Below are 22,289 nucleotides of genomic sequence, written 5' to 3' on the forward strand. Positions count from 1 at the left end.
TTGCGTGACAGTGCTGACCATCGAGCCGCCGGAGTGGATGGACGACGAGCTGACCATGCTCGACGATGCCTTCACCCGTTTTCTGGAACGCGAGATCGCGCCCGACTACGAGGACTGGGTGGCCGCCGGCAGCGTGACCCGCGAGGCCTGGAAGGCGACCGGCGCCGGCGGCTTCCTCTGCCCGGCGATGCCGGAGGCATATGGCGCGGCCGGCGGAACCTTCGCGCATGAATCCGTGATCATCCGCCGCCTCGGTCTCGAAGGTCTCGACCATTTCGGCATCGCGCTGCATTCCGCCATCGTCGCTCCCTATGTCGCGCATTACGGATCGAGCGAGCAAAAGGAACGCTGGCTGCCAGGCCTCGTCTCCGGCGAGCTGATCGGCGCCATCGCCATGACGGAACCGGGCGCCGGCTCCGATCTTCAGGCGGTCAAGACGACGGCGGTGCGCGACGGCAACCACTATGTCATCAACGGCTCCAAGACCTTCATCACCAACGGCCAGCTCGCAAATCTGATCGTCGTCGTCGCCAAGACCGATCCGAAGGCCGGCGCCAAGGGCGTGTCGCTCTTCGTGGTGGAGACCGAGAAGGTGGAAGGCTTCCGGCGCGGTCGCAACCTCGACAAGCTCGGCTTCAAGGGCAACGACACCTCGGAGCTCTTCTTCGACGACGTGCGGGTTCCAGCCGACGCGCTGCTGGGGAGCGAGGAAGGTCAGGGCTTCTATCAGCTGATGGAACAGCTTCCGCAGGAGCGGCTGCTTGTTGCCGTGCAGGCGATGGCGGCGGTGGAACGGGCGCTCGCACTGACGCTCGACTACGTCAAGGAGCGCAAGGCCTTCGGCAAGCGGGTGCTCGATTTCCAGAACACCCAGTTCAAGCTGGCCGAGCTCAAGACGGAAGCCACCATCGGGCAGGTCTTCGTCAACGACTGTATCGCCAAGCTCGTTGCCGGCAAGCTCGACAGTGTGACCGCCTCGATGGCGAAATACTGGTGCACGGACCTTCAGATGAAGGTGATGGACGAATGCCTCCAGTTCTTCGGAGGCTACGGCTACATGACCGAATACCCGATTTCCCGCCTGTTCGCGGATGCCCGCGTCCAGCGGATTTATGCGGGAACCAACGAAATCATGAAGGTTCTCATCGCGCGCAGCCTATAGGGCCGTCGCACGACGGGGATCGCAATCGTTTTGTTCAAGGCAAGGAGGCTTTCATGGCCGACGCATTGATTTTCGATCATGTCCGCACCCCGCGGGGACGCGGCAAGAAGGACGGCGCCCTGTATGAAGTGCCGGCGGTCCGGCTGGCGGCGCAGCCGCTGGAGGCCCTGCGCGCGCGCAACGACCTCGACACGAAGCTGGTCGACGACGTGGTGCTCGGCTGTGTCGACCCGATCGGCGAGGCCGGCGGCGACATCGCCCGCGCGGCCGTCTTCGCCGCCGGTTACGATCCCAGCGTGCCCGGCATCCAGATCAACCGCTTCTGCGCCTCCGGCCTCGACGCGGTCAATTTCGGCGCCTCGCAGGTGATGAGCGGCCAGCACGACCTGGTGATCGCCGGCGGCGCGGAATCGATGAGCCGCATCGGCATCGGCGCCAGCGGCGGCGCCTGGCCGGTCGACCCGCAGGTCGCCCTGCCCTCCTATTTCATGCCGCAGGGCGTGTCGGCGGACCTGATCGCCACGAAATACGGTTTCTCCCGCGACGACGTCGACGCCTATGCGGTGGAAAGCCAGCAGCGGGCGGCAAACGCCTGGGAAAAGGGCTACTTCGGGTCCTCCGTCGTGCCGGTGCGCGACATCAACGGGTTGACCATCCTCGCCCGCGACGAACACATGCGGCCCGAAACGGACATGCAGTCGCTGGCCTCACTCAACGCATCCTTCGAGATCATGGGATCGATGGGCGGATTCGACGCCGTCGCGATCCAGGCGCATCCGGAGGTGGAGCGTCTTCGACACGTCCACCACGCCGGCAACTCGTCGGGCATCGTCGACGGGGCGGCTGCGATCCTGATCGGCAATCGCAAGGCGGGCCGCAAGGCCGGGCTGAAGCCGCGTGCGCGGATCAAGGCCTTCGCCAACATCGGTTCCGATCCGGCCCTGATGCTGACCGGCCCGGTCGACGTGACCGAAAAGCTGCTGACATCGGCGAAAATGACACTGTCGGACATCGACCTCTTCGAGATCAACGAGGCCTTTGCCTCGGTGGTGCTGCGCTATCGGCAGGCCTTCGATCTCGACGCGGCGGTGGTCAACGTCAACGGCGGAGCCATCGCCATGGGCCACCCGCTGGGAGCGACCGGCGCGATGATCCTGGGCACCGTGCTCGACGAACTGGAACGTCGCGACCTGAACACGGCCCTTGTGACGCTGTGCATCGGCGCCGGCATGGGCACGGCGACGATCATCGAGCGGGTGTGAGCGCAATGAGGCCCGGTGCGCAAAAACGGTCGTGCGGTCGTCCGGCCGCCGTTTCAGGCGACGTGCGAACGCATCAGTTCGCCGATGGGCGGAAGCCTTGCGAGCGCGGGGCGCGCCAGATGATAGCCCTGCACCAGCGATACGCCGGCGGCCCTGAGCACCGTGAGCTCGGCTTCGGTCTCAATCCCCTCGGCAAGGACCTTGATGTCGAGTTCGCGGCAAATGCCCATGATGCCGGCGACGATTGCCTGGCGCGCCGGGCTTGTATCGATGTCGCGCACCAGATCCATGTCGATCTTGATCAGATCGGGCTGAAAATTGGCAAGCAGCTTGAGACCGGCGAAGCCGGCGCCGAAGTCGTCGATTGCGGTGACGAAACCGCGCCGCTTGTATTCGGCGATGATGCCCTCGACATGCTTCGTGTCGATCATCGGCTCGTTCTCGGTGAACTCGAACATGATGCGGTCGAGCGCAAAGCCGGTGCGGCCGGCCGCAAGCAACGTCGTGCGAATGCAGGCCGACGGGTCGTAGACGGCGTTCGGCATGAAGTTGATGGACAGCCGGGTGTCGTCGTCGGGGAAGAGTCCGGCGGCAAGCTCGATTGCCTTCACCCGGCAGGCCTGGTCGAAACGGTAGCGGTTTTCCAGCGTGACCCGCGACAGGATCTCGCCCGCCGACTGTCCGTCGAGACCGCGCACGAGCGCCTCGTAGCCCCAGATTCGCCCGGAACCGAGGTCGACAATCGGCTGGAACGCCATCGTGAAGTCGAAATCAAGCCGAATGCCGTTTCGGCACCCCTCGCATGTATCAGTCATGAGCCGCCTGAAAATTCATGTCCGCCCCGGTTCCATTTCACGAAGGCTAATCGTTGGAAATTGAAATTTTCTTACTCGGCGTCGCTTTCCAGATCGGGCGGCACGATGACTTTCGGATGGCAAGGTGAGGAGGCCGGCAATGCCAAAGATCGACATTGATGCGATTCCGCCCAAAACGATGACCATCTATCCCGCCCCCTTCGCGGCGCTGACAAACGGGCGCGCCAAACAGGCGCTCGGCAATGCCGGCGGGCTCACCCAGTTCGGCGTCAACCTGACGCGGCTGGTGCCCGGCGCGATCTCCTCGCTGAAACACTGGCACGAGAACGAGGACGAGTTCGTCTTCATCCTGGAGGGCGAGGCAACGCTGGTGGAAGACGACACGGAAACGTCCCTTGTCGCCGGCGAGGCCGCCGCCTTCAAGGCCGGCAGCGGTGTCGCCCATCAGCTCGTGAACCGGTCCGCGCAAGACGTTGTCTATCTGGAAGTCGGCAGCCGCGCGGAAGAGGAACACGCGCGCTACGCCGATCACGACCTGGAATACCGGCGCGATGCAAGCGGCCACAAATTCACCCGCAAGGACGGAACGCCCTACTGAACCTCAGGAGGCCGACATGGCTTACACGAATTTCACGATCGAAACGGACGCCGACGGTATCGCCCTGATCACCTGGGACATGCCGGGCAAGTCGATGAACGTCATCGACCTCGGCGTGATGGACGAGCTCGACGCGCTGATCGACGCGGTCGTCGGCGACGAGGCGATCACCGGCGCGGTGATCGCCTCGGGCAAGACCGCTTTTTCCGGCGGCGCGGATCTCACCATGCTGGAAGGCCTGCTCGGCGACTTTCACGCCAAGCGCGCCAAGGATCCGGAAGGCGCGGCGCAGCTGCTGTTCGACGGGTCGCGGCGCCTGTCGCAGATCTTCCGCAAGCTGGAGACCTGCGGCAAGCCCTTCGTCGCGGCGATCAACGGCACCTGCATGGGCGGAGCGACGGAGCTTGCGCTTGCCTGCCACGCACGCATCGCGGCCGGAGACGACGCCTTCAAGATGGCACTGCCGGAGGTCAAGGTCGGGCTCTTTCCCGGAGCCGGCGGCACCCAGCGCGTGATGCGCATGGCCGACGCGCAGCAGGGTCTGCAGTTCCTGCTGCAGGGCCGCACGCTCAACGCGGACAAGGCAAAGGGGCTGAAGCTCGTGGACGAGATTGCCCCGGCGAAGAAGCTGGTCACGGAAGCGCGCAAGCTGCTGAAAGCGGGCGTCGACCCGGTCAAACCCTGGGACAAGAAGGGCTTCAAGCTGCCGAACGGGCCGATCTACTCGCCGGCGGGCTTCCAGTTCTGGCCGGCGGCCAATGCAATCTACCGGCGCGAAACCCATGACAATTATCCCGGCGCGCGCGGCATCATGCAGTCGGTCTACGAAGGCCTGCAGATGCCGATGGACCAGGCGCTGACGGTGGAAAGCCGCTACTTCGCGCATGTGCTGCAGACACCGGAAGCCGCCAGCATGATCCGCTCGCTGTTCGTCTCCATGCAGGAGCTGAACAAGGGCGCGCGCCGGCCCGAGGGGATCAAGGCGAACAAGATCAGGAAGGTCGGCATCCTGGGCGCGGGCTTCATGGGTGCGGGCATCGCCTATGAATCGGCACGCGCCGGCATCGACGTGGTGCTGATCGACCGCGAGCAGGCCGCCGCCGACAAGGGCAAGGCGCATTCCGACGCGCTGATGACCAAGGCGATCAAGCGCGGCAAGGCCCAGGAGACCGACAAGGAACGGCTGCTTGCGCGCATCGAGGCGACCACCGACTACGAGCGCCTGGCCGATTGCGATCTCGTGATCGAGGCGGTGTTCGAAGAGCGCAGCATCAAGAAGGGCGTCACCGAACAGGCCGAAGCCGTCCTGAAGTCGCGGGCGATCTTTGCCTCCAACACCTCCACCCTGCCGATCACCTCGCTTGCGGAAGCGTCCAAGCGGCCGAAGAACTTCATCGGCATCCATTTCTTCTCGCCCGTCGACAAGATGATGCTGGTGGAGGTGATCCTCGGCAAGAAGACCGGCGAGCGCGCGCTCGCCATGGCGCTCGATTACATCAAGGCGATCAAGAAGACGCCGATTGTGGTGAATGATTCCCGGGGCTTCTACACCTCCCGCGTCGTCATGACCTATATCCGCGAAGGGCTGATGATGCTCGCCGACGGCGTGCCCGCCCCGATGATCGAGACGGCGGGCCGCATGGCCGGAATGCCGGTCGGACCGCTGTCGCTCGGCGACGAGGTCGCGCTGGATCTTGCGTGGAAGATCGTCTCCGCCACCCGCAAGGACCTCGGCGTCAAATACGTGGAAGGTCCGCTCGACAACATCCTGGAAGAGATGGTGGTCAAGCGCGAGCGCTTCGGACGCAAGAACGGCAAGGGCTTCTATGACTATCAGGGTCGCGAGAAGACGCTGTGGCCGGGCATCCCGGAAGTCGTCGGCAAGCCCAAGCCCGCGGAGCACTTCAACGTGGAAGAACTCAAGCAGCGCTTCCTGGTGATGCAGGCGCTGGAGACGGCCCGGATCTTCGAGGAAAAATGCCTGACCGACGTGCGCGAGGCGGATGTCGGCTCGATCCTCGGCTTCGGCTTCGCGCCGTTTACCGGCGGCACGATCTCCTACATCGACGGCATGGGCACGGCACGCTTCGTCGAGATCTGCCGCAAGTTCACCAAAAAATGGGGACCGCGCTTCAAGTCGAACCGGTTGCTGCGCGAGATGGCCAAGACCGACGCACGGTTCTACGACCGCTTCGCGCCGGAAAAATCCGGCGACCGCGAAGCCGCCTGAGCATAGCGGTCACCACCCGGGAAACAGGAAGGGCGGCCGCGTGCCGCCCTTTTCGCGTCGAACCGCGTGTGGGTCTGTCAGTCCTTTCCCACGAGGAGCACGACCACGGCGCCGCCGGCATCGCGCAACAGCAAGCGCTTGTCCATGCCGTCGACCTCCACGACCGAAGGGAAATAACGCAGAAAACGCTGCTCCAGATCCCCGGACGGGCCGGCGCAGGCCATTTTCGTCGCCATCACGCGCTCCGACACGGACAGGTTCCGGCCGGTTTGCTCCAGCGTTCCGCGCAGCCGGTTGCAGCCGGCGGAGGCGGCCCAGAGACCGTGCCGGTCGACCACCACTTCGGTCCTGCGCGCAAGGGCGCTGTCCACATCGACCAGCGCCCCGTTTGCGGTGGCAAGGGCGGCAATCTGCCACTCGCCGGCAATCGACGGTTTGCCGGTCTGCGCCGACAACGCCCCGCCCATGCCCAAAAGGGCGACGAGAACGGCAAAGAAGCGAATGGCGATGGTGCGGTGTCCTGCGAGGGTCATGCGGGTAACGTGTCCTTGGACGTCAGTCATGCACATCGTTGCGGGACCGCGATAACACATCATCGCGGCTCCTTTCTCAAGGGGTCTCCCAATCCAATGCGGCATAAGGAAGGCCGCCGCCCGTGCGGCACCCCCCGGCAAACCTGTTGGCCAAACGCGGACGAGTCCCTACATTCGCACCAACGCCAATCGGCAAGCACCCGAGCCAGGGACACCCAAGCGCCATCATGACTTCCAACCGGATCCGCGTCACGCTCCTGCGCATCGGCGCCATGCGCGAGGGGCCTGCGCCCTACCGCCGCGACGTCGACCCGCTGATCGCTTGTCGCGCCTGCGGGATCGAACTGCAGAAGGACCGCCGACGCGCGCTCGATGTCCCTGGCATTGCCTGCCATGAGACCTTCGCCGACGCCGGCTTTCACGGCATCCAGATCACGGACGTGCAGCGCTACGGACATGCCAACCACCTCCCCCGGTTCGCACGGGGCGAACCCGGCGGCCATCGCGCGTCGCTTTCGGCGTTCGAGACGCCGGTGCGCGCCAAGGCCCATGCGCAGGCCCTGACGCGCACCGACGCCACCGACACGCTGGTCGCGATCGCAAGCACCTGACCCGTTTCTTCCGACGATGAACCCAAGGATGCCCTTTTCATGTCGAACCGTTCCTTCTCCCGCTTTCTCGGAGACAGCCCCGGACGCGTGCTGATCAAGCTGATCTTCCTGTCCTTCGTGGTCGGGGTCTTGTTGTCCGCGCTCAACCTGCATCCGCTCGACCTGTTCGACGGGCTGATCGGCTTCATCGAGCGGGTCTGGAACATGGGCTTTGAGGCACTCGGACGGCTCGGCAGCTACTTCGTGCTCGGCGCCGTGGTGGTCATTCCGGTGTGGGCGGTGCTCAGGCTCCTGAGCATGGGCCGCCGCGACTAGACACAATCCCGCTTCAGGCGAATTCGGCCGCCACGCGATGCAGCGTGGCGTGCCGGCGTGCCAGCCGGTCGATGTCGGTCAGATAGCCGCCGCCCAGAACGCCTGCGAGCGGAATGCCGGCGGCACGCACGGTCCGGATCACGAAACGGTCGCGCGCTTCAAGACCTTCATCGGTGAGAGACAGGCGCCCGAGCCGGTCGTCTGCATGCGGATCGACACCGGCGTTGAAGAACACGATGTCCGGCCGCCAGGACGCCAGCGCCTGCGGCAGGCTCGCGGCCAATGCCTCCCGATAGGCGTCATCGCCGACCCCGTCCTCCAGCGCGATATCGAGGGTGGAAGCGACCTTGCGAACCGGGTAATTGCGCCTTGCGTGCACCGAAAGCGTAAAGACGGAAGGATCGTCGGTGAAGATCTCGGCCGTTCCGTCGCCCTGATGCACGTCGAGATCGACGACCATCGCCCGGCGGATCGCGCCGTCGGCCATCAGCAAACGGATCGCCACCGCAACATCGTTGAACACGCAGAACCCCGCACCATGGCGCTTGCGCGCGTGGTGGCTGCCACCGGCGGTGTTGCAGGCAATGCCGTTTTCCAGCGCGAGCGTTGCGGTCAGCACCGTCCCGGCGGTGGCGCAGCGGGCGCGAAAGCCGACCGCCTCACTCATCGGCAGGCCGATCTCCCGCGCGACGTTTGCCGGGACATTCGCCGAAAACACCTGGTCGACATAGGCGCGGTCATGGGCGAGCGCCACCCACGCGGCCGGCGCCGGCGCCGGCTGGTGGAAGCCACCGGGCGCGACGATGCCCTCTTCCACGAGAACTTCCGCGACACGGCGGAACTTGTTCATCGGAAACCGATGGTTCGCCGGGATCTCGGCACAGAACGCGGGATGATGAACGACGGCAAGGGACATGAAACGCAAGACCTGAGGTAAGAGTGATTGCGGGCTTGGGCGAGTGCGTGCGGGCCAACCGCTTGCGGATATGGCGCACGGCCGGAAGACGGCAAGCAGGCCAACACGCCTTTCGGCTCGCGCGACACTTGATTTCCAATGCGGAGGACCCGATATTGGGTTCATATATGATCCCCGTCGGACACGCCGAAAGGCCTCCGGCGGGGTTATTTTTTCGCGAGCCCGAAGCATCCGCACAGGTCGGCGGACAGGCAGGCGGGCTGATCCGACCGCGGGCCAAGCGCGTCGTCAGGGCCGAGCCATGCAGCCTCCCTCCCCCATTCGGGCCATCGCGTTTGTCGACGGGCAGAACCTGTTTCACTCCGCCAAGGCCAGCTTCGGACACCGCTACCCCAACTACAACGTCAGGAAACTGGCCAAAGCGGTGTGCGAGGCCCAGGGCTGGGAGCTTGAGGCCGTGCGCTTCTACACCGGCGTCCCGGATGCGAAGGACAACGCCTTCTGGAACCACTTCTGGGTGGCGAAGGGGGCGCAGATGGGCCGCGAGGGTGTGCATGTCCACACCCGCGCGCTGCGCTACCGTACAAAGACGGTGCGTCTGCCCGAAGGCAAAAAGCACAGCTTCGTTGTCGGCGACGAAAAGGGCATCGACATCCGCATCGCTCTCGATGTCATCCGCCTTGCCCAGGACAAGGCCTATGATGTCGCGCTGATCTTCTCGCAGGATCAGGATCTGTCCGAAGCCGCCATCGAGCTTCGCAGGATCGCAAGCGAGCAGAACCGATGGATCAAGATCGCCTCCGCCTTTCCCGAAAACCCCCGCCACAAGACGCGCGGCATCGACCAGACCGACTGGCTGCCGATTTCCCGAAAGGTCTATGACGCCTGTCTGGATCCGCGCGACTATCGGCCGAAGGCGTAGAGACGGCGCCCGCGAACAGAGGCCCCAGCCCCGAAAGGACAACGCCGGCCTCAGACGGGCGCGACTCCGGCGCGCACGGACCCACCGCCACCGTATTGATTGCATTTGAAATGAATGATTATCTTAAATTGCATTCACCTTTAATCTAAGGAACACGCCATGGCACCCTTGTCCAGTTACGAAAACGGCGCAGACTTTTTCGACCCTTCGACCGACGCACGCTTTACCGCTCAGGAACTGGTTTATTCCGGACAACGCTTTTTGCTGGTGACGGAGTCGGGTGAGGACGATGGCGGCCAACACCTCTTCGAGATTGAGGAAAACGCGCTTGCACATGTCGCAAGCGATACCATCATCGATCTCGAAACCTTGTTCTCGCCCACGGTTTCTTCATTTGCAAACCGATTCAACAGGAACCTGTCCTGTCAGGTTTCTTCTGAACAGGACCATGAGCTCGTTCATGATCTGGCAAAGTCCCTCGTCGGCAACTACTCCTCGAAATCGGGGCCGGACGGGGGAAATCTCGCCTGCGTCTGGGCTGTTCGGCGCATAATCAAGAAGGCGTTGGGACGCGTGGTTCACAAGAGCGATCTGACCACCACGTTCGAGAACGAGCTTGACGGCTGTTTCCCGGAAGATCTCCCGGAAAGCGACATTCTGCCCGGCGGGATCGTCATCTCGCCAACGACCTGGAAAAAGGTTGGGAGCAAGACAGTCAGGGTCGGAACAGGTCACGTCGGCATTCTTGGTGAAGGAAGCGGGACGTCTCGCGTGATCTACTCAAACTCATCGGCCAAGGCCAACTGGGCGCAGAACTTCACAGTCGGTTCGTGGTACGCGCGCTACCGCGACAAGAAGGGGCTCAGTGTCCATTTTTACCCCGTTCCGTTCTACAGCCTCTTGAACAGTTGACCCCGACTGTGGAAGCTCGGCGATCCGGGCCAAATCCCCGGATCGCCAAGCCGGGTTTCTAGCGAATCCCGCCAAGTCCTTTGTAAAGCTCATCGAGCTGTTCGACCGTGATCGTCGTCTGCGGCAGGCCCGCCACCACACTGGCGACGACACCGGCGGCATCGCTCAACAGCGTCTCCCCCGCCGGCGCCAGTTTGGCGAGGCTCTGGCGCGCGTCGCGATCGCTTTTTTCCGTCGAGACGAACCCGAGCTTTTCCAGCGGTTTCAAGGCGCGCGTTACCGCGGAAGGGGTGAGCCCCACCGAACGCGCAAGATCGACGCGGGTGGCACGTGCCTGCGGAAATGCCGAAAGGCTGCGCAACAGCCGATACTCGGCCAGACTGACGCCACGAATGGCGGACAGGGACCGATCGAACCGCTTTTCGATCAGGCTCGCGACATCCATGAGAGAAAACGCAAGCGTCTCCATGATATTCACTCCTATGCGTGATCCATAACGGACCGTTACATGATATATACGTGAGTACTCACGTATTATCAAGAGTGTTGCCGGACGATGATCGCCCGCGTCCCAAACGAACCGCCGCTGGTTGCCGTGAGCCGACGACGCCCCTTTCGCACGGCCGGTCCGGTCTCTTCATCCGCATCTGCCCGAGCGCGCAGGTTTTCAATTCCAGGGCTCCCCGTCGCTGCGGATGGCGCGCGAAGCAAACGGCGCATCCGGGCTGATCGCCGCGCATGCCCCGCGACAGTTGCCGATTGATCGCCTGCGTGCGACGTGTAGCTTTCCATGATCGTCGGGGCTTCGGTTGCGATTCTTCGCGCCGCGCCCCGTCCGCTCCGATTGCCGACGGACCCAGCCCGTGCATCCCGCCCGTTCCGCGCAACAGCGCACCGTTCGCCCCTTCGACGTGACCAACCGCACGGTGCTCGCCATCGCGGTGCCGATGACACTCGCCTATCTGTCGACGCCGCTGCTCGGACTGGTCGATACCACCGTCATCGGGCAGCTGGGCGACGCAGCACTCCTCGGCGGCATCGCGCTCGGCGGCATCCTGTTCGACCTGGTCTTCGCCAGCTTCAATTTCCTGCGCTCCGGCACCACCGGACTTACGGCACAAGCGGTCGGCGCGGGAGACGGCAAGGAAGAACGCGCCGTGCTGTTTCGCGCCGGCCTGCTTGCCCTGGCGCTCGGGTGCGCGGTCGTGGCGTTGCAGGTGCCGATCCTTTCCGCCGGCCTGTGGCTGATGGGCGGCAGCGAGGCGGTGAAAGCGGCAACCGCCAGCTATTTCACCGTGCGCACGCTCTCCGCCCCCGTCGCGCTGTTGAACTACGCCTATCTCGGCTGGTTCATCGGGCGCGGTCAGTCGATGACGGCGCTTGGGCTTCAGACCGGACTGAACGGGCTCAACATCGCGCTGTCGGTGTGGTTCGTGCTCTATCTGGACTGGGGGGTGGCGGGCGTTGCCGGCGCCACGGTCCTGAGCGAGCTGGCGACCGCTTGCGTCGGATCGCTTCTTGCCGTTCGCGCGCTACGCGGACGCAGTTGGCCGTCGCGGGCGCGCATCTTCAACATGAAGCGTTTCAAACGCATGGTCGCGCTCAACCGCGATATCCTGATCCGCTCCTTCGCGCTGATCTTCGCCTTCGCCTTCTTCACCTCGCGCTCCGCCCTGCAGGGCGACACGATCCTCGCCGCCAATGCGATCCTGCAAAAATTCTTCCTGATTTCCGGCTATTTCCTGGACGGGCTGGCAACCGCCGCCGAACAGCTCGCCGGCAAGGCGGTGGGCGCTCGCTACCGTCCGGCCTTCGACAAGGCGGTGCGGCTGAGCATCCTGTGGGGGTTCGTTCTGGCGCTCCTCGCCGCGCTGATTTTTCTCGCCGGCGGCCAGGCCTTGATCGACTTCATGACGACCGCGCAGGACGTGCGCGACGTGGCCGCAATCTATCTGCCCTGGGCGGCCGCGACGCCGCTTCTGGGCGTGCTGGCGTTCCAGATGGACGGGGTCTTCATCGGCGCCACCTGGTCGCGCGACATGCGCAACATGATGCTTGCATCGCTGGCGCTGTTTCTCGCCGCCTATTGGGCGCTGTTCCCGCTCTTGGGAAACCACGGCCTGTGGCTGGCGTTCTCGCTGTTTCTCGCCGCGCGCGGACTGACGCTCCTGGCAATCTCGAAAACGCGCGCGGCGGAAACCTTTCCCAAGGCGGGCTGACGAGATCCGTCAGCGCAGGCAATCGAGGATTTCCGCCTCGTCGATCAGGCCAATGGCCGCGCCCGCCTCTTCCACCACCAGCGTGCCGGCGCCTTCGCGCTTCATCGCGATGACATCGCGCACCGGCGTTTTCGGCGCGCAGCGCATTGCATCCGCCGCCGGGGTCGTCCCGTTCAACGGGCGCATGATGTCGCGGGCGCGCAGCACGCCGAGCGGGTTCATGTGGGCGACGAATTCGGCGACATAGTCGGTCGCGGGCTTGCGCACGATCTCCTGCGGGGTGCCGAGCTGGATCACCCGTCCGCCTTCCATGATGGCGATGCGCGTTCCGATCTTGGCGGCCTCGTCCAGATCGTGGCTGACGAAGATGATGGTCTTGCCGAGCTTTTCCTGAAGCGCCAGAAGCTCGTCCTGCAGGTGGTCGCGGATCAGCGGATCGAGCGCGGAAAACGGCTCGTCCATCAGCAAGATCGGCGCGTCGGTTGCAAAGGCGCGCGCCAGGCCGACGCGTTGCTGCATGCCGCCGGAGAGCTCATGGACGTATTTGTCGCCCCATTGCTCCAGCCCGACGAGTTCGAGCTGTGCGTCGACCTTTTCCGTGCGGGCCTTCGCGCCCATGCCGGACAGCTCCAGCCCGAAGCCGACGTTGTCGCGCACGCTGCGCCAGGGCAGCAGGGCGAACTGCTGGAACACCATGGCGATGCGGCTGCGTCTGAGTGCCCTGAGTTCCTGCGGCGAACAGGCGGAGGGATTGACGGCATGATCGCCGTTCTGAACCCAGACCTCGCCACGCGTCACCGGGTTCAGCCCGTTGACCGCACGCAGCAGCGTCGACTTGCCCGATCCCGAAAGCCCCATCAGCACGATGAGCTCGCCCTCGTGAATGTCGAAGCTCGCGCCGGCGACACCGAGGATCTGGCCGGTCTGTTCCTGGATGTCCACCCGCGACACACCCCGGTCCACCAGCGGAAGGGCCGTTTCGGGGTCGTCGCCGAAGACGATGTCGACGTCCTTGAAGGTGACAACGGTCGCGCTCATTGGCCATGCCCCTTTTCATCCCGGCGGAAAAAGCGATCCAGAACGATCGCCACCAGCACGATGGCGATGCCGACCTCGAAGCCCTTGGCGATGTTGACCGTGTTGAGCGCGCGCAGCGTCGGCACGCCGAGCCCGTCCGCACCGACGAGCGCCGCGATCACCACCATGGAGAGCGACAGCATGATCGTCTGCGTCAGTCCGGCCATGATCTGCGGCAGCGCGTAGGGCAGTTCCACCTTCCACAAAAGCTGCGATTTCGTCGCGCCAAAGGCTTCACCCGCCTCGATCAGCGGGGTCGGCGTCGAGGAAACGCCAAGCTGCGTCAGGCGAATGGGTGCGGGGATCGCAAAGATCACGGTCGCGATCAGACCCGGCACCATGCCAAGCCCGAAGAGGATCAAGGCCGGGATCAGATAGACGAAGGTCGGGATCGTCTGCATCAGGTCCAGAACCGGGCGCATCGCGGCAAAAAGCCCCGGCCGATGCGCGGCGGCGACCCCCAGCGGCACGCCGATGATCATGCACACGCTCGTTGCGGCGATGACCAGCGACAGGGTTTCCGTCGTTTCTTCCCAATAGCCCTGATTGATGATGAAGAGCAGGCTCACCGCGACGAACACGGCGAAGGAGAGTTTGCGGCGCACCGCATAGGCAAGAACTGCGGCAAATCCGACGACGACCAGCGGATGCGGCGTCTGAAGGAGCCAGAGAATCGCGTCGATCAGCGCCTCGAGCACCGTCGAGATCCCGTCGAAGACCCAATAGGCATTGTCGGTCAGCCAGTCGACCAGCGTCTGCGCCCATTTCCCGATGGGCAGTTTGTGTTCTGTCAGCCACTCCACAACGCGTCTAGCCCCCGCTTTTTCATGTTTGCCGATTTCGCTCTCGCGGTGGGATGCCGCCCCAAGCGGCATGCCGTCGCGAACGCACGAATTGCCCGGCCGGAAACCGGGACGCAGCCGTCAAACGACCCGCGCCCCGGTTCGGTTCAGCTTCGTTGGGCGCGGATCAAAGACCCAGCGCCTCCTTTGCGGCCGGCATCGCGTCGCCGCCGTCGAAGGTCGTCACGCCGTCGAGCCAGGTGTCGAGCACGGACGGGTTTTCCTTCAGCCAGGCAGCGGCCGCCTTCTCCGGATCGGTGCCGTCATTGAGGATGGCGCCCATGATCTCGTTTTCCATCTCCAGCGAGAACACGAGATTGTCGAGCAACTTGCCGACGTTGGGGCACTCGTCGCGGTAACCGGCGCGCACGTTGGTCAAGACCGTCGCGCCGCCGTAGTTCGGGCCGAACACATCGTCGCCGCCAGAGAGATATTCCATCTCGATGTTGGCGTTCATCGGATGCGGCTCCCAGCCGAGGAAGACGACGTCTTCGTCGCGCTTGGTCGCGCGGGCGACCTGCGAGAGCATGCCGGCTTCCGAGCTTTCCACGATCTCGAAGCCCTTAAGGCCGAACTGGCCGCCCTCGATCATGTCGATGATCAGACGGTTGCCGTCGTTTCCAGCCTCGATGCCGTAGATCTTGCCGTCGAGCTCATCCTGGAACTTGGCGATGTCGGCGAAGGACTTCAGGCCCTTGTCGTAGGTGTATTTCGGCACCGCGAGCGTGTATTTCGCACCCTCGAGATTGGCCCGAACGGTCTCGACGGAGCCATCCTCGCGATAGGCCTTGATGTCGGCTTCCATCGTCGGCATCCAGTTGCCGAGGAAGACGTCGATGTCCTTGTTCTTGAGCGATGCGTAGGTCACCGGCACGGAGAGGATCTTGACCTCGCTCTCATAACCGATCGCATCGAGCACCACGGATGTCGCCGCTGTCGTCGCGGTGATGTCGGTCCAGCCGACATCGGAGAAGCGCACTGCCTTGCAGGCGTCGGCTTCGGCGGCGATGGCGCCGCCGGCGGTCAGCCCGAGGGCGAGCGTGGCCGCGCCAAGGCGCAGGGTGAGCGTGTTCATCTGGTTCTGTCCTCCGTGTTGTTGCCCGGCAGGAAAACGCCAGGCCCCATGATGATGTGTCAGCGGCGCGGAACCGGCGAGACCGGCGGCACGGGCAATCGTGCGCCGGACCGGCCTTCCGACCAGACCCACAGTTCGGCAAGAGCCGGCTCCGCAGCGGTCCGCTCGCGTGAGCGCATGAAAGCACTTTTGGTGTCTCGGCGCAAATGCTGGCACGTTTCTCGTTTTTTTGTTGATTGAACGACCAATCAAAATTACTCCTTGCAGGCTATGGGCAAAACGCGCCCGACAGGAGACGGACCCGGTCATGCCGCGTATCGGAATGGAAGTGCATCGACGCAAGGCGCTGATCGACGCCACGGTGGAAACGATCCACGCGCGCGGATTCGGCGATGCCACCATCGCGGAAATCGCCCGCCGCGCCGGGGTCTCGGGCGGACTTGCGCATCATTACTTCGGGTCCAAGGCCGGACTGCTGAACGCCACAATGCGCTCGCTTCTGCTCGATCTGTCGAGGGAAACCCAGGCGCGCATGGCAACGGCCCGGGATCCGCGGGAGCGCCTGTCGGCGATGATCGGCGCGAGCTTTGCCCCGACACAGTTTCAGCCGGCGCTGATCTCGGCCTGGCTCGCCTTCTATCTGCAGGCGCGCACCGACACCGAGACCCGCCGCCTGCTGCGCATCTATCACCGGCGCCTGGTCTCGAACCTGGCCCATGCCTTTGCCGCGCTTTTGCCCGGCGACCGCGCCCGCAATGCGGCGGAGGGAACCGCCGCGCTCATCGACGGATTGTGGCTGCAACGGGTCTTTGCAGACGGACCGCCGCAGCCGCGCTCGGCCATTCGCCGCGTCGAAGACTATGTGGAACGCCAACTCACGGACTGACCAATGCTTGAGGCAACGCATATCGTGATCGGTGCCGGCTCCGCCGGCGCCGCCCTCGCCTATCGGCTCTCGGAAGACCCGGATACGCGCGTCCTGATTCTGGAAGCCGGCGGCAGCGACGTCGGCCCGTTCATCCAGATGCCGGCCGCGCTGAGCTATCCGATGAACATGGCCCGCTACGACTGGGGCTATTCCAGCGATCCGGAACCGCATCTCGGCGGGCGCCGCCTGGTCACGCCGCGCGGCAAGGTCGTCGGCGGCTCCTCCTCGATCAACGGCATGGTCTATGTGCGCGGCCATGCGCGCGACTTCGACACCTGGGCGGGAATGGGCGCGCAAGGCTGGTCCTATGCCGACGTCGCGCCCTATTTCGAGCGCATGGAGACGTCGCATGGCGGTGAAAGCGGCGTGCGCGGCACCTCCGGGCCGATGCATGTCACGCGCGGCACCAAGTGGAGTCCGCTCTATGACGCCTTCATCGAGGCCGGCCACCAGGCGGGCTACGAAACGACACCCGACTACAACGGGCTGAAGCAGGAAGGCTTCGCCGACATGGAGATGACCGTGTGGCGCGGCCGCCGCTGGTCGACGGCCAACGCCTATCTGAAACCGGCGCTGAAGCGGCCCAACCTGCGCCTTCTCACCGGCGTCAACGCCCGGCGCATCCTGATGGAAAACGGTCGCGCGACCGGCGTGGAGTTCACCCGCGGCAACGGGATCGAGGTCGCGCATGCCTCTGCGGAGGTGATCGTCGCGGCGTCGGCGATCAATTCGCCGCGCCTGCTCATGCTGTCGGGGATCGGCGACAGCGAGGCACTGCAGCAGCTGGGAATCGAAACGGTCGCGCATCGTCCGGGCGTGGGGCAAAACCTGCAGGACCATCTGGAACTCTACATCCAGCAGACCTGCACCCAGCCGATCACGCTCTACAAGCACTGGAACCTCATCTCCAAGGCGATGATCGGCGCGCAATGGCTCTTCACCGGCACGGGGCTTGGCGCCTCGAACCACTTCGAGGCCTGCGCTTTCGTCCGGTCGCGCGCCGGGATCGAGTACCCGGATATCCAGTATCATTTCCTGCCCTTTGCCGTGCGCTACGACGGGAAGGCGGCCGCCGAAGGCCATGGCTTCCAGGCGCATGTCGGGCCAATGCGCTCCAAGTCGCGCGGTCGCGTGGCGCTAACGTCCGCCGATCCGGACGCCGATCCCTCGATCCTGTTCAACTACATGTCGCATCCCGACGACTGGGAAGAGTTTCGCACCGCCATTCGCCTGACCCGCGAACTCTTCGCACAGCCGGCCTTCGCGCCCTTCCGCGGCCACGAAATCCAGCCCGGCGAAAGCGCACAGAGCGACGCGGACCTCGACGATTTCATCCGCGAGCACGCCGAAAGCGCCTATCACCCCTGCGGCACCTGCCGGATGGGCAATGCCGACGACCCGCAAGCCGTTGTCGACCCGCAGGGGAAGGTGATCGGCGTGGAGGGCTTGCGCGTTGCCGACAGCTCGATTTTTCCGCAGATTACCAACGGCAATCTCAACGGACCGTCGATCATGGTGGGCGAGAAGATCGCCGACCATATCCTCGGCCGCACGCCGCTGCCGGCCAGCAACCGGCAGCCGTGGATCCATCCCGATTGGCAAACGTCGCAGCGCTGACGCGCGACACCTGCCCCGCGACCCCTGAAAGGAGACGCCCATGCGCGCGCAACCCGCAGCCTCCCATTTCATCAACGGCAAGCCGTGCGAAGATGCCGCCGGCGCCGTGCTTGAAAGCCGCTACCCGGCGACCGGCGAGGTGATCGCCAGCCTGCGCGCGGCAACGCCGGAAACGGTGAACGCCGCCGTCGCCGCCGCGCGTTCCGGCTTCAAGGTCTGGGCCGCCACACCACCCGTGGAACGCGGTCGCGTGCTGCGCCGGGCCGCCGACATCCTGCGCGAGCGCAACCGCGCGCTTTCGGAACTGGAAACACTCGACACCGGCAAGCCCTTGCAGGAAACGCTTGTGGCCGACGCCGCCTCCGGCGCAGACTGCCTGGAATACTATGGCGGACTGACGGCGACGCTGACCGGCGAGCACATCGATCTTGGCGGTTCCTTCGCCTACACGCGCCGCGAGCCGCTCGGCGTCGTCGGCGCCATCGGCGCCTGGAATTACCCGATGCAGATCGCCTGCTGGAAGGCCGCGCCCGCGCTTGCCTGCGGCAATGCGGTGGTGTTCAAGCCCTCCGAGGTCACGCCGCTCTCGGCCTTGAAACTCGCCGAGATCTTCAAGGAGGCCGGCCTGCCCGACGGGGTCTTCAACGTGGTGCAGGGATTTGGCGAGACCGGCGCGCATCTCGTCTCCCATCCCGACGTCGCCAAGGTGTCGCTGACGGGGTCGGTTCCGACCGGCAAGCGCGTTGCGGCAACGGCCGCCGAAACCCTCAAGCACGCCACGCTGGAACTGGGCGGCAAGTCACCGCTGATCGTCTTCGACGACGCGGATGTGGACAACGCCGTCTCCGCCGCGATCAACGCCAACTTCTATTCCAGCGGCCAGATCTGCTCCAACGGCACCCGCGTCTTCGTGCAAAAGGGCATCAAGGACGCCTTCCTGACCCGGCTCGCCGAGCGCACGGCGAACGCGCGCCTGGGCGACCCGATGGACGAGAGCATCGACACAGGTCCGCTGGTGTCGCAGTCCCAGCTCGACAAGGTGATGGCCTATGTCGACAAGGGCGTCGCGGAAGGCGCGCGACTGGTGTGCGGCGGCAAGCGGGCGAGCGTCGACGGCCTCCCCGATGGTCTCTTCGTCGAGCCGACCGTCTTTGCCGATGTCGTCGATCACATGACGATCGCGCGCGAGGAGATCTTCGGCCCCGTGATGTGCGTGCTCGATTTCGAGACCGAAGACGAGGCCGTCGCGCGTGCCAACGCCACCGAGTTCGGCCTTGCCGCCGGCGTCTTCACCCGCGACCTGCAGCGCGGCCACCGGGTGATCGCCGCACTTCACGCCGGCACCTGCTGGATCAACACCTACAACCTGACGCCGGTGGAAATGCCCTTTGGCGGCTACAAGATGTCCGGCATCGGCCGCGAAAACGGCCATGCGGCGATTGCCCACTACAGCCAGATCAAGTCGGTCTATGTGGAAATGGGCGACGTCGAAAGCGCGTACTAGAAGGCGGCCGTCTGTCTGGCGGCGCAGGGTTCTGACAAGGGGAAGGTGTCTCCCGCGTCATACCGGGCAAGGCGTGAGCCGCGACCCGGTAGCGGGGAGCCATGAGCCTGTGTCTTGCAGAGAGACACCCACACATTTCAGTGCCTCTCCGACCCGGGTTTTTCCTTGCACGGCGTCAGGGGTGACGATTTTTGAGAGTATGTCATCCCTCGCCCCCGGTTCGGCGGCGGGTCACCTGCCGCTGTCGAGCCCCTCATCGAGACCGATCCACGCGAAGGCGTCGCGCCGTCGTGGCAGACCGTCACCTCGCGCTTGCGGGTCACGAGAACGGGACGGTCCGGTTTTGAGGCCAGCATATGCAGGCACGCGATAGAGCGTGACATGCCGCGTTCGGTTATGCTGGTTTGTCCTGGACACACCAACGGGGAGATCCAAATGGCCGAACACCGATCACCAATCGGGATTGTCGGAGGCTCCGGCATGCTCGGGAGCGCGATTGCCCAAGCCTTGCTGAAGAGCGGGATCGTCGAGGCCGGAGACCTGTGGATCTCCAATACGCGCGGCGCATTGCCCGACGCCGACGCCCTTCCCGGTGTTCAGGTGACAAGCGACAACGATGCGCTGGCCGACGTCTGCGACACGGTGATCCTGTCGGTTCCCCCGTCGGCGGCCGCCAGCCTTCGGATCGCGGCCTCGAACCGTCTGGTGATCTCGGTCATGGCCGGTGTCACGCTGGCGGGATTGCAGGGGATCACGGGTGCGGAACGCAGCGTGCGGGCAATGAGCAGCCCGGCCGCGGCCTTCCGCGCCGCCTACAGCCCCTGGATGGCGTCGCCCGGCGTAACGGCGGCCGATCGAGCCCGCGTGACGGACATCTTCGGGGCATGCGGCCTGACCGACGAGATCCACGACGAGGCGCTGTTCGATCATTTCACCGCGATGACAGGCCCCGTTCCGGGCTTTGTCGCCTTCTTCGCCGACTGCATGGTCGAACACGCGGAGAAATCCGGGATTCCGCCCGATATCGCCGAACGCGCCATCCGGCAACTGTTTCTGTCGGCCGGCGCGATGCTGTCGCAGGGCGAGGCGTCTCCGGGCGACCACGTCACGTCAATGATCGACTACGCGGGCACCACAGCGGCGGGACTTGTCTCGATGCGCGATTCCCCCATCGCCGCATCCATCGCAGAAGGACTGGATGCGGCGGCGCGCCAGGCGCGGTCCATGGGCTGAGCGGGCGCTGGCCCGGCCGACGCCCGCGCCTCAGCCCTCGCTGTCCGGGTCGATCCGGGCCCAGGCGTCGGTGTTGGTGCCCACCGCCGCGCTCAGGGACGACAGGCCGTGACGGTCGAGGCAGTGCGACAGATGGCGCAGGACCTTCGGCACCAGACCGGGGCCTTCATAGACCATGCCGGTGTAAAGCTGGATCAGACTGGCACCGGCGGTGATCTTGGTCCAGGCGCTCTCGCCGCTGTCGATCCCGCCAACGCCGACGATCGGAAGCTCCGGGCCGACGCGCTGGCGCATGCGCGCAAGCGCGACGGTCGCGCGGCGAAACAGCGGCCGCCCCGACAGGCCGCCGGTCTCGGCAGCCCCCGCACGGTCCGTCAGGCCATTGCGAGCAAGCGTCGTGTTCGACACGATCAGCCCGTCGACGCGCGCGGCCAGAACCTCGGCGGCGATATCATCCAGCCCCGCTTCGTCGACATCCGGCGCGATCTTGAGAAACACCGGCACCGCCCGTCCGTGACGCTCGGAAGCCGCATCGCGCGCCTCCATCACCCTGGAGAGAAGTTCGGCAAGGGCCGCGCGCGCCTGCAGGTCCCTGAGACCCGGCGTGTTCGGCGAGGAGATGTTGACGGTGAAAAAGGACGCAAGATCGGCGAAGGCCTCGATGCCGGCGGTGTAGTCCGCGGCGCGGTCGTCGGTGTCCTTGTTGGCGCCGACATTGACCCCGACGATGCCGCCGCGATGCTTGCGCGCCTCGAGCCGGCCCCGCAGGGCCGCATGGCCCTCGTTGTTGAAGCCGAGCCGGTTGACCACACCCTTGTCCGCCACCAGACGGAAGACGCGCGGCTTGGGGTTGCCCGCCTGGGGGCGCGGGGTGACCGTGCCGGCCTCGGTGAAGCCGAAGCCCAGCCGCAAAAGCGCATCCGGCACCTCGCCGTTCTTGTCGAAGCCGGCGGCCATGCCAAGCGGATTGGGAAACGTCAGATCGGCGACCTTCACGCTCAGCCGCCCGTCCTGCGGGACCCGGCAAGCCGGCACCGCGCCGGAGGCGAGCGCCTTCACCGTCATCGCGTGGGCGGCTTCCGCGTCCAGCATGAAGAGCGCACGCCGGGCGGCCCCGTCGACCAGATCGCGCAGCATCACACATCCTCCGGGAAGCGGTGTACGCCGTCGGCGCCCAGCGGCAGCGGCTTGGCCCAGACGACCGCCGACATCGGCAGCTCGGCATAAAGATGCGGAAACAGCGCGCCACCGCGCGACGGTTCCCACTTGAGCGCCTCGCCCAGCGCCCCGGTCTCGACCGCGATCAGCAGCAAATCCGTTTGACCGTGGAAATGTTTGGCCGCCGTCTCGCGCAGCTGGTCGGCGGCGGAAAAATGGATGAACCCGTCGGCGAGATCGACCGGCGCGCCCGTATAGACCCCGGCCGCTTCCGCCGCGCGCCAGTCGCTTTCGGGAGAGATCTTGTAAATCAGGGACATGACCGGCGCACCTTCGACGTTTCTGCGGATTTCGTCCGCC

At 65.1% G+C, this 22,289-nt stretch carries 22 protein-coding genes; 13 read left to right on the plus strand and 9 right to left on the minus strand.

All coding sequences use genetic code 11. The features are described from left to right. Window positions 1-37: 37 nt before the first annotated feature. Window positions 38-1,162 (plus strand): acyl-CoA dehydrogenase family protein, encoded by a 1,125-nt coding sequence (locus G572_RS0120550; RefSeq protein WP_051242978.1) that lies wholly within the window; start codon window positions 38-40, stop codon window positions 1,160-1,162. 53 nt (window positions 1,163-1,215) lie between these two features. Continuing rightward, window positions 1,216-2,424 carry an acetyl-CoA C-acetyltransferase gene (locus G572_RS0120555; RefSeq protein WP_029060070.1) on the plus strand — a complete coding sequence of 403 codons (1,209 nt, stop codon included), beginning with the start codon at window positions 1,216-1,218 and terminating at the stop codon, window positions 2,422-2,424. A 53-nt stretch (window positions 2,425-2,477) separates the two neighbouring features. Here G572_RS0120555 and G572_RS0120560 read toward each other — a convergent pair whose 3' ends face one another. After that, the gene (locus G572_RS0120560; protein ID WP_029060071.1) at window positions 2,478-3,239 is read right to left on the minus strand and encodes an EAL domain-containing protein; all 762 of its coding nucleotides are present in this window, start codon (window positions 3,237-3,239) and stop codon (window positions 2,478-2,480) included. A 139-nt stretch (window positions 3,240-3,378) separates the two neighbouring features. Here G572_RS0120560 and G572_RS0120565 point away from each other — a divergent pair, with 139 nt between their 5' ends. Beyond that, window positions 3,379-3,837, plus strand: a complete 459-nt coding sequence (locus G572_RS0120565; RefSeq protein ID WP_029060072.1) for a cupin domain-containing protein — start codon at window positions 3,379-3,381, stop codon at window positions 3,835-3,837. A gap of 16 nt (window positions 3,838-3,853) precedes the next feature. Next, window positions 3,854-6,067 carry an FAD-dependent oxidoreductase gene (locus tag G572_RS0120570; RefSeq protein ID WP_029060073.1) on the plus strand — a complete coding sequence of 738 codons (2,214 nt, stop codon included), beginning with the start codon at window positions 3,854-3,856 and terminating at the stop codon, window positions 6,065-6,067. A gap of 77 nt (window positions 6,068-6,144) precedes the next feature. On the opposite strand, the gene G572_RS25710 is transcribed toward G572_RS0120570, so the two are convergent. Next, window positions 6,145-6,600 (minus strand): META domain-containing protein, encoded by a 456-nt coding sequence (locus G572_RS25710; RefSeq protein ID WP_051242846.1) that lies wholly within the window; start codon window positions 6,598-6,600, stop codon window positions 6,145-6,147. 227 nt (window positions 6,601-6,827) lie between these two features. On the opposite strand from G572_RS25710, the gene G572_RS0120580 reads away from it, so the two are divergent. Next, window positions 6,828-7,211, plus strand: coding sequence for a hypothetical protein (locus G572_RS0120580; RefSeq protein ID WP_029060074.1), 384 nt, complete (start codon window positions 6,828-6,830; stop codon window positions 7,209-7,211). Between the two features lie 39 nt (window positions 7,212-7,250). Next, on the plus strand, window positions 7,251-7,526 hold the full coding sequence (locus G572_RS0120585; protein ID WP_029060075.1) for a DUF6460 domain-containing protein: 276 nt from the start codon (window positions 7,251-7,253) through the stop codon (window positions 7,524-7,526). 13 nt (window positions 7,527-7,539) lie between these two features. Here G572_RS0120585 and G572_RS0120590 read toward each other — a convergent pair whose 3' ends face one another. Further along, complete coding sequence (locus G572_RS0120590) at window positions 7,540-8,442, minus strand: histone deacetylase family protein (RefSeq protein WP_029060076.1); 903 nt, start codon at window positions 8,440-8,442, stop codon at window positions 7,540-7,542. A gap of 301 nt (window positions 8,443-8,743) precedes the next feature. On the opposite strand from G572_RS0120590, the gene G572_RS0120595 reads away from it, so the two are divergent. Further along, window positions 8,744-9,364 (plus strand): NYN domain-containing protein, encoded by a 621-nt coding sequence (locus G572_RS0120595; RefSeq protein ID WP_029060077.1) that lies wholly within the window; start codon window positions 8,744-8,746, stop codon window positions 9,362-9,364. A gap of 159 nt (window positions 9,365-9,523) precedes the next feature. Beyond that, the gene (locus tag G572_RS0120600) at window positions 9,524-10,276 is read left to right on the plus strand and encodes a hypothetical protein (RefSeq protein WP_029060078.1); all 753 of its coding nucleotides are present in this window, start codon (window positions 9,524-9,526) and stop codon (window positions 10,274-10,276) included. A 58-nt stretch (window positions 10,277-10,334) separates the two neighbouring features. Here G572_RS0120600 and G572_RS25035 read toward each other — a convergent pair whose 3' ends face one another. Beyond that, window positions 10,335-10,745, minus strand: coding sequence for a MarR family winged helix-turn-helix transcriptional regulator (locus G572_RS25035; RefSeq protein WP_051242848.1), 411 nt, complete (start codon window positions 10,743-10,745; stop codon window positions 10,335-10,337). A 394-nt stretch (window positions 10,746-11,139) separates the two neighbouring features. Between G572_RS25035 and G572_RS0120610 the strand changes: the two genes are divergently transcribed. Further along, window positions 11,140-12,495, plus strand: a complete 1,356-nt coding sequence (locus G572_RS0120610; protein WP_029060080.1) for an MATE family efflux transporter — start codon at window positions 11,140-11,142, stop codon at window positions 12,493-12,495. 9 nt (window positions 12,496-12,504) lie between these two features. Here the strand turns inward: G572_RS0120610 and choV are convergent, their stop codons facing one another. The 3 genes from choV to G572_RS0120625 form a co-directional block, all read right to left on the minus strand. Then, entirely contained in the window at window positions 12,505-13,533 is a 1,029-nt protein-coding gene (gene choV / locus G572_RS0120615) for a choline ABC transporter ATP-binding protein (protein WP_029060081.1), read from the minus strand. Next, complete coding sequence (choW, locus tag G572_RS0120620; RefSeq protein ID WP_029060082.1) at window positions 13,530-14,375, minus strand: choline ABC transporter permease subunit; 846 nt, start codon at window positions 14,373-14,375, stop codon at window positions 13,530-13,532. Before choW ends, choV begins: the two co-directional genes overlap by 4 nt. Before the next feature lie 166 nt (window positions 14,376-14,541). Next, entirely contained in the window at window positions 14,542-15,489 is a 948-nt protein-coding gene (locus G572_RS0120625; RefSeq protein WP_029060083.1) for a choline ABC transporter substrate-binding protein, read from the minus strand. Between the two features lie 307 nt (window positions 15,490-15,796). On the opposite strand from G572_RS0120625, the gene betI reads away from it, so the two are divergent. The 4 genes from betI (at window position 15,797) to G572_RS0120645 (ending at window position 20,771) form a co-directional block, all read left to right on the plus strand. Continuing rightward, window positions 15,797-16,375 (plus strand): transcriptional regulator BetI, encoded by a 579-nt coding sequence (betI, locus tag G572_RS0120630; protein WP_029060084.1) that lies wholly within the window; start codon window positions 15,797-15,799, stop codon window positions 16,373-16,375. A gap of 3 nt (window positions 16,376-16,378) precedes the next feature. Next, on the plus strand, window positions 16,379-18,034 hold the full coding sequence (betA, locus tag G572_RS0120635; protein ID WP_029060085.1) for a choline dehydrogenase: 1,656 nt from the start codon (window positions 16,379-16,381) through the stop codon (window positions 18,032-18,034). A gap of 40 nt (window positions 18,035-18,074) precedes the next feature. After that, on the plus strand, window positions 18,075-19,538 hold the full coding sequence (gene betB, locus G572_RS0120640; protein ID WP_029060086.1) for a betaine-aldehyde dehydrogenase: 1,464 nt from the start codon (window positions 18,075-18,077) through the stop codon (window positions 19,536-19,538). Window positions 19,539-19,973: 435 nt separating this feature from the next. Beyond that, window positions 19,974-20,771, plus strand: a complete 798-nt coding sequence (locus G572_RS0120645; protein ID WP_029060087.1) for a pyrroline-5-carboxylate reductase family protein — start codon at window positions 19,974-19,976, stop codon at window positions 20,769-20,771. A gap of 30 nt (window positions 20,772-20,801) precedes the next feature. Here G572_RS0120645 and G572_RS0120650 read toward each other — a convergent pair whose 3' ends face one another. Then, entirely contained in the window at window positions 20,802-21,908 is a 1,107-nt protein-coding gene (locus tag G572_RS0120650; protein ID WP_029060088.1) for a quinone-dependent dihydroorotate dehydrogenase, read from the minus strand. Beyond that, complete coding sequence (locus tag G572_RS0120655; protein ID WP_037547782.1) at window positions 21,908-22,249, minus strand: DUF952 domain-containing protein; 342 nt, start codon at window positions 22,247-22,249, stop codon at window positions 21,908-21,910. The genes G572_RS0120650 and G572_RS0120655 overlap by 1 nt, the downstream gene beginning before the upstream one ends. Window positions 22,250-22,289 lie beyond the last annotated feature (40 nt).

The sequence above is a fragment of the Stappia stellulata DSM 5886 genome (assembly GCF_000423705.1).
Classification (GTDB): domain Bacteria; phylum Pseudomonadota; class Alphaproteobacteria; order Rhizobiales; family Stappiaceae; genus Stappia; species Stappia stellulata.

Bases quoted from the DNA above. Each gene is read 5' to 3' on its own strand.
- G572_RS0120550 (WP_051242978.1), top strand. From the start codon at position 38: ATGGACGACGAGCTGACCATGCTCGACGATGCCTTCACCCGTTTTCTG.
- G572_RS0120555 (WP_029060070.1), top strand. From the start codon at position 1,216: ATGGCCGACGCATTGATTTTCGATCATGTCCGCACCCCGCGGGGACGC.
- G572_RS0120560 (WP_029060071.1), bottom strand. From the start codon at position 3,239: ATGACTGATACATGCGAGGGGTGCCGAAACGGCATTCGGCTTGATTTC.
- G572_RS0120565 (WP_029060072.1), top strand. From the start codon at position 3,379: ATGCCAAAGATCGACATTGATGCGATTCCGCCCAAAACGATGACCATC.
- G572_RS0120570 (WP_029060073.1), top strand. From the start codon at position 3,854: ATGGCTTACACGAATTTCACGATCGAAACGGACGCCGACGGTATCGCC.
- G572_RS25710 (WP_051242846.1), bottom strand. From the start codon at position 6,600: ATGACCCTCGCAGGACACCGCACCATCGCCATTCGCTTCTTTGCCGTT.
- G572_RS0120580 (WP_029060074.1), top strand. From the start codon at position 6,828: ATGACTTCCAACCGGATCCGCGTCACGCTCCTGCGCATCGGCGCCATG.
- G572_RS0120585 (WP_029060075.1), top strand. From the start codon at position 7,251: ATGTCGAACCGTTCCTTCTCCCGCTTTCTCGGAGACAGCCCCGGACGC.
- G572_RS0120590 (WP_029060076.1), bottom strand. From the start codon at position 8,442: ATGTCCCTTGCCGTCGTTCATCATCCCGCGTTCTGTGCCGAGATCCCG.
- G572_RS0120595 (WP_029060077.1), top strand. From the start codon at position 8,744: ATGCAGCCTCCCTCCCCCATTCGGGCCATCGCGTTTGTCGACGGGCAG.
- G572_RS0120600 (WP_029060078.1), top strand. From the start codon at position 9,524: ATGGCACCCTTGTCCAGTTACGAAAACGGCGCAGACTTTTTCGACCCT.
- G572_RS25035 (WP_051242848.1), bottom strand. From the start codon at position 10,745: ATGGAGACGCTTGCGTTTTCTCTCATGGATGTCGCGAGCCTGATCGAA.
- choV (WP_029060081.1), bottom strand. From the start codon at position 13,533: ATGAGCGCGACCGTTGTCACCTTCAAGGACGTCGACATCGTCTTCGGC.
- G572_RS0120625 (WP_029060083.1), bottom strand. From the start codon at position 15,489: ATGAACACGCTCACCCTGCGCCTTGGCGCGGCCACGCTCGCCCTCGGG.
- betI (WP_029060084.1), top strand. From the start codon at position 15,797: ATGCCGCGTATCGGAATGGAAGTGCATCGACGCAAGGCGCTGATCGAC.
- betA (WP_029060085.1), top strand. From the start codon at position 16,379: ATGCTTGAGGCAACGCATATCGTGATCGGTGCCGGCTCCGCCGGCGCC.
- betB (WP_029060086.1), top strand. From the start codon at position 18,075: ATGCGCGCGCAACCCGCAGCCTCCCATTTCATCAACGGCAAGCCGTGC.
- G572_RS0120645 (WP_029060087.1), top strand. From the start codon at position 19,974: ATGGCCGAACACCGATCACCAATCGGGATTGTCGGAGGCTCCGGCATG.
- G572_RS0120650 (WP_029060088.1), bottom strand. From the start codon at position 21,908: ATGCTGCGCGATCTGGTCGACGGGGCCGCCCGGCGTGCGCTCTTCATG.
- G572_RS0120655 (WP_037547782.1), bottom strand. From the start codon at position 22,249: ATGTCCCTGATTTACAAGATCTCTCCCGAAAGCGACTGGCGCGCGGCG.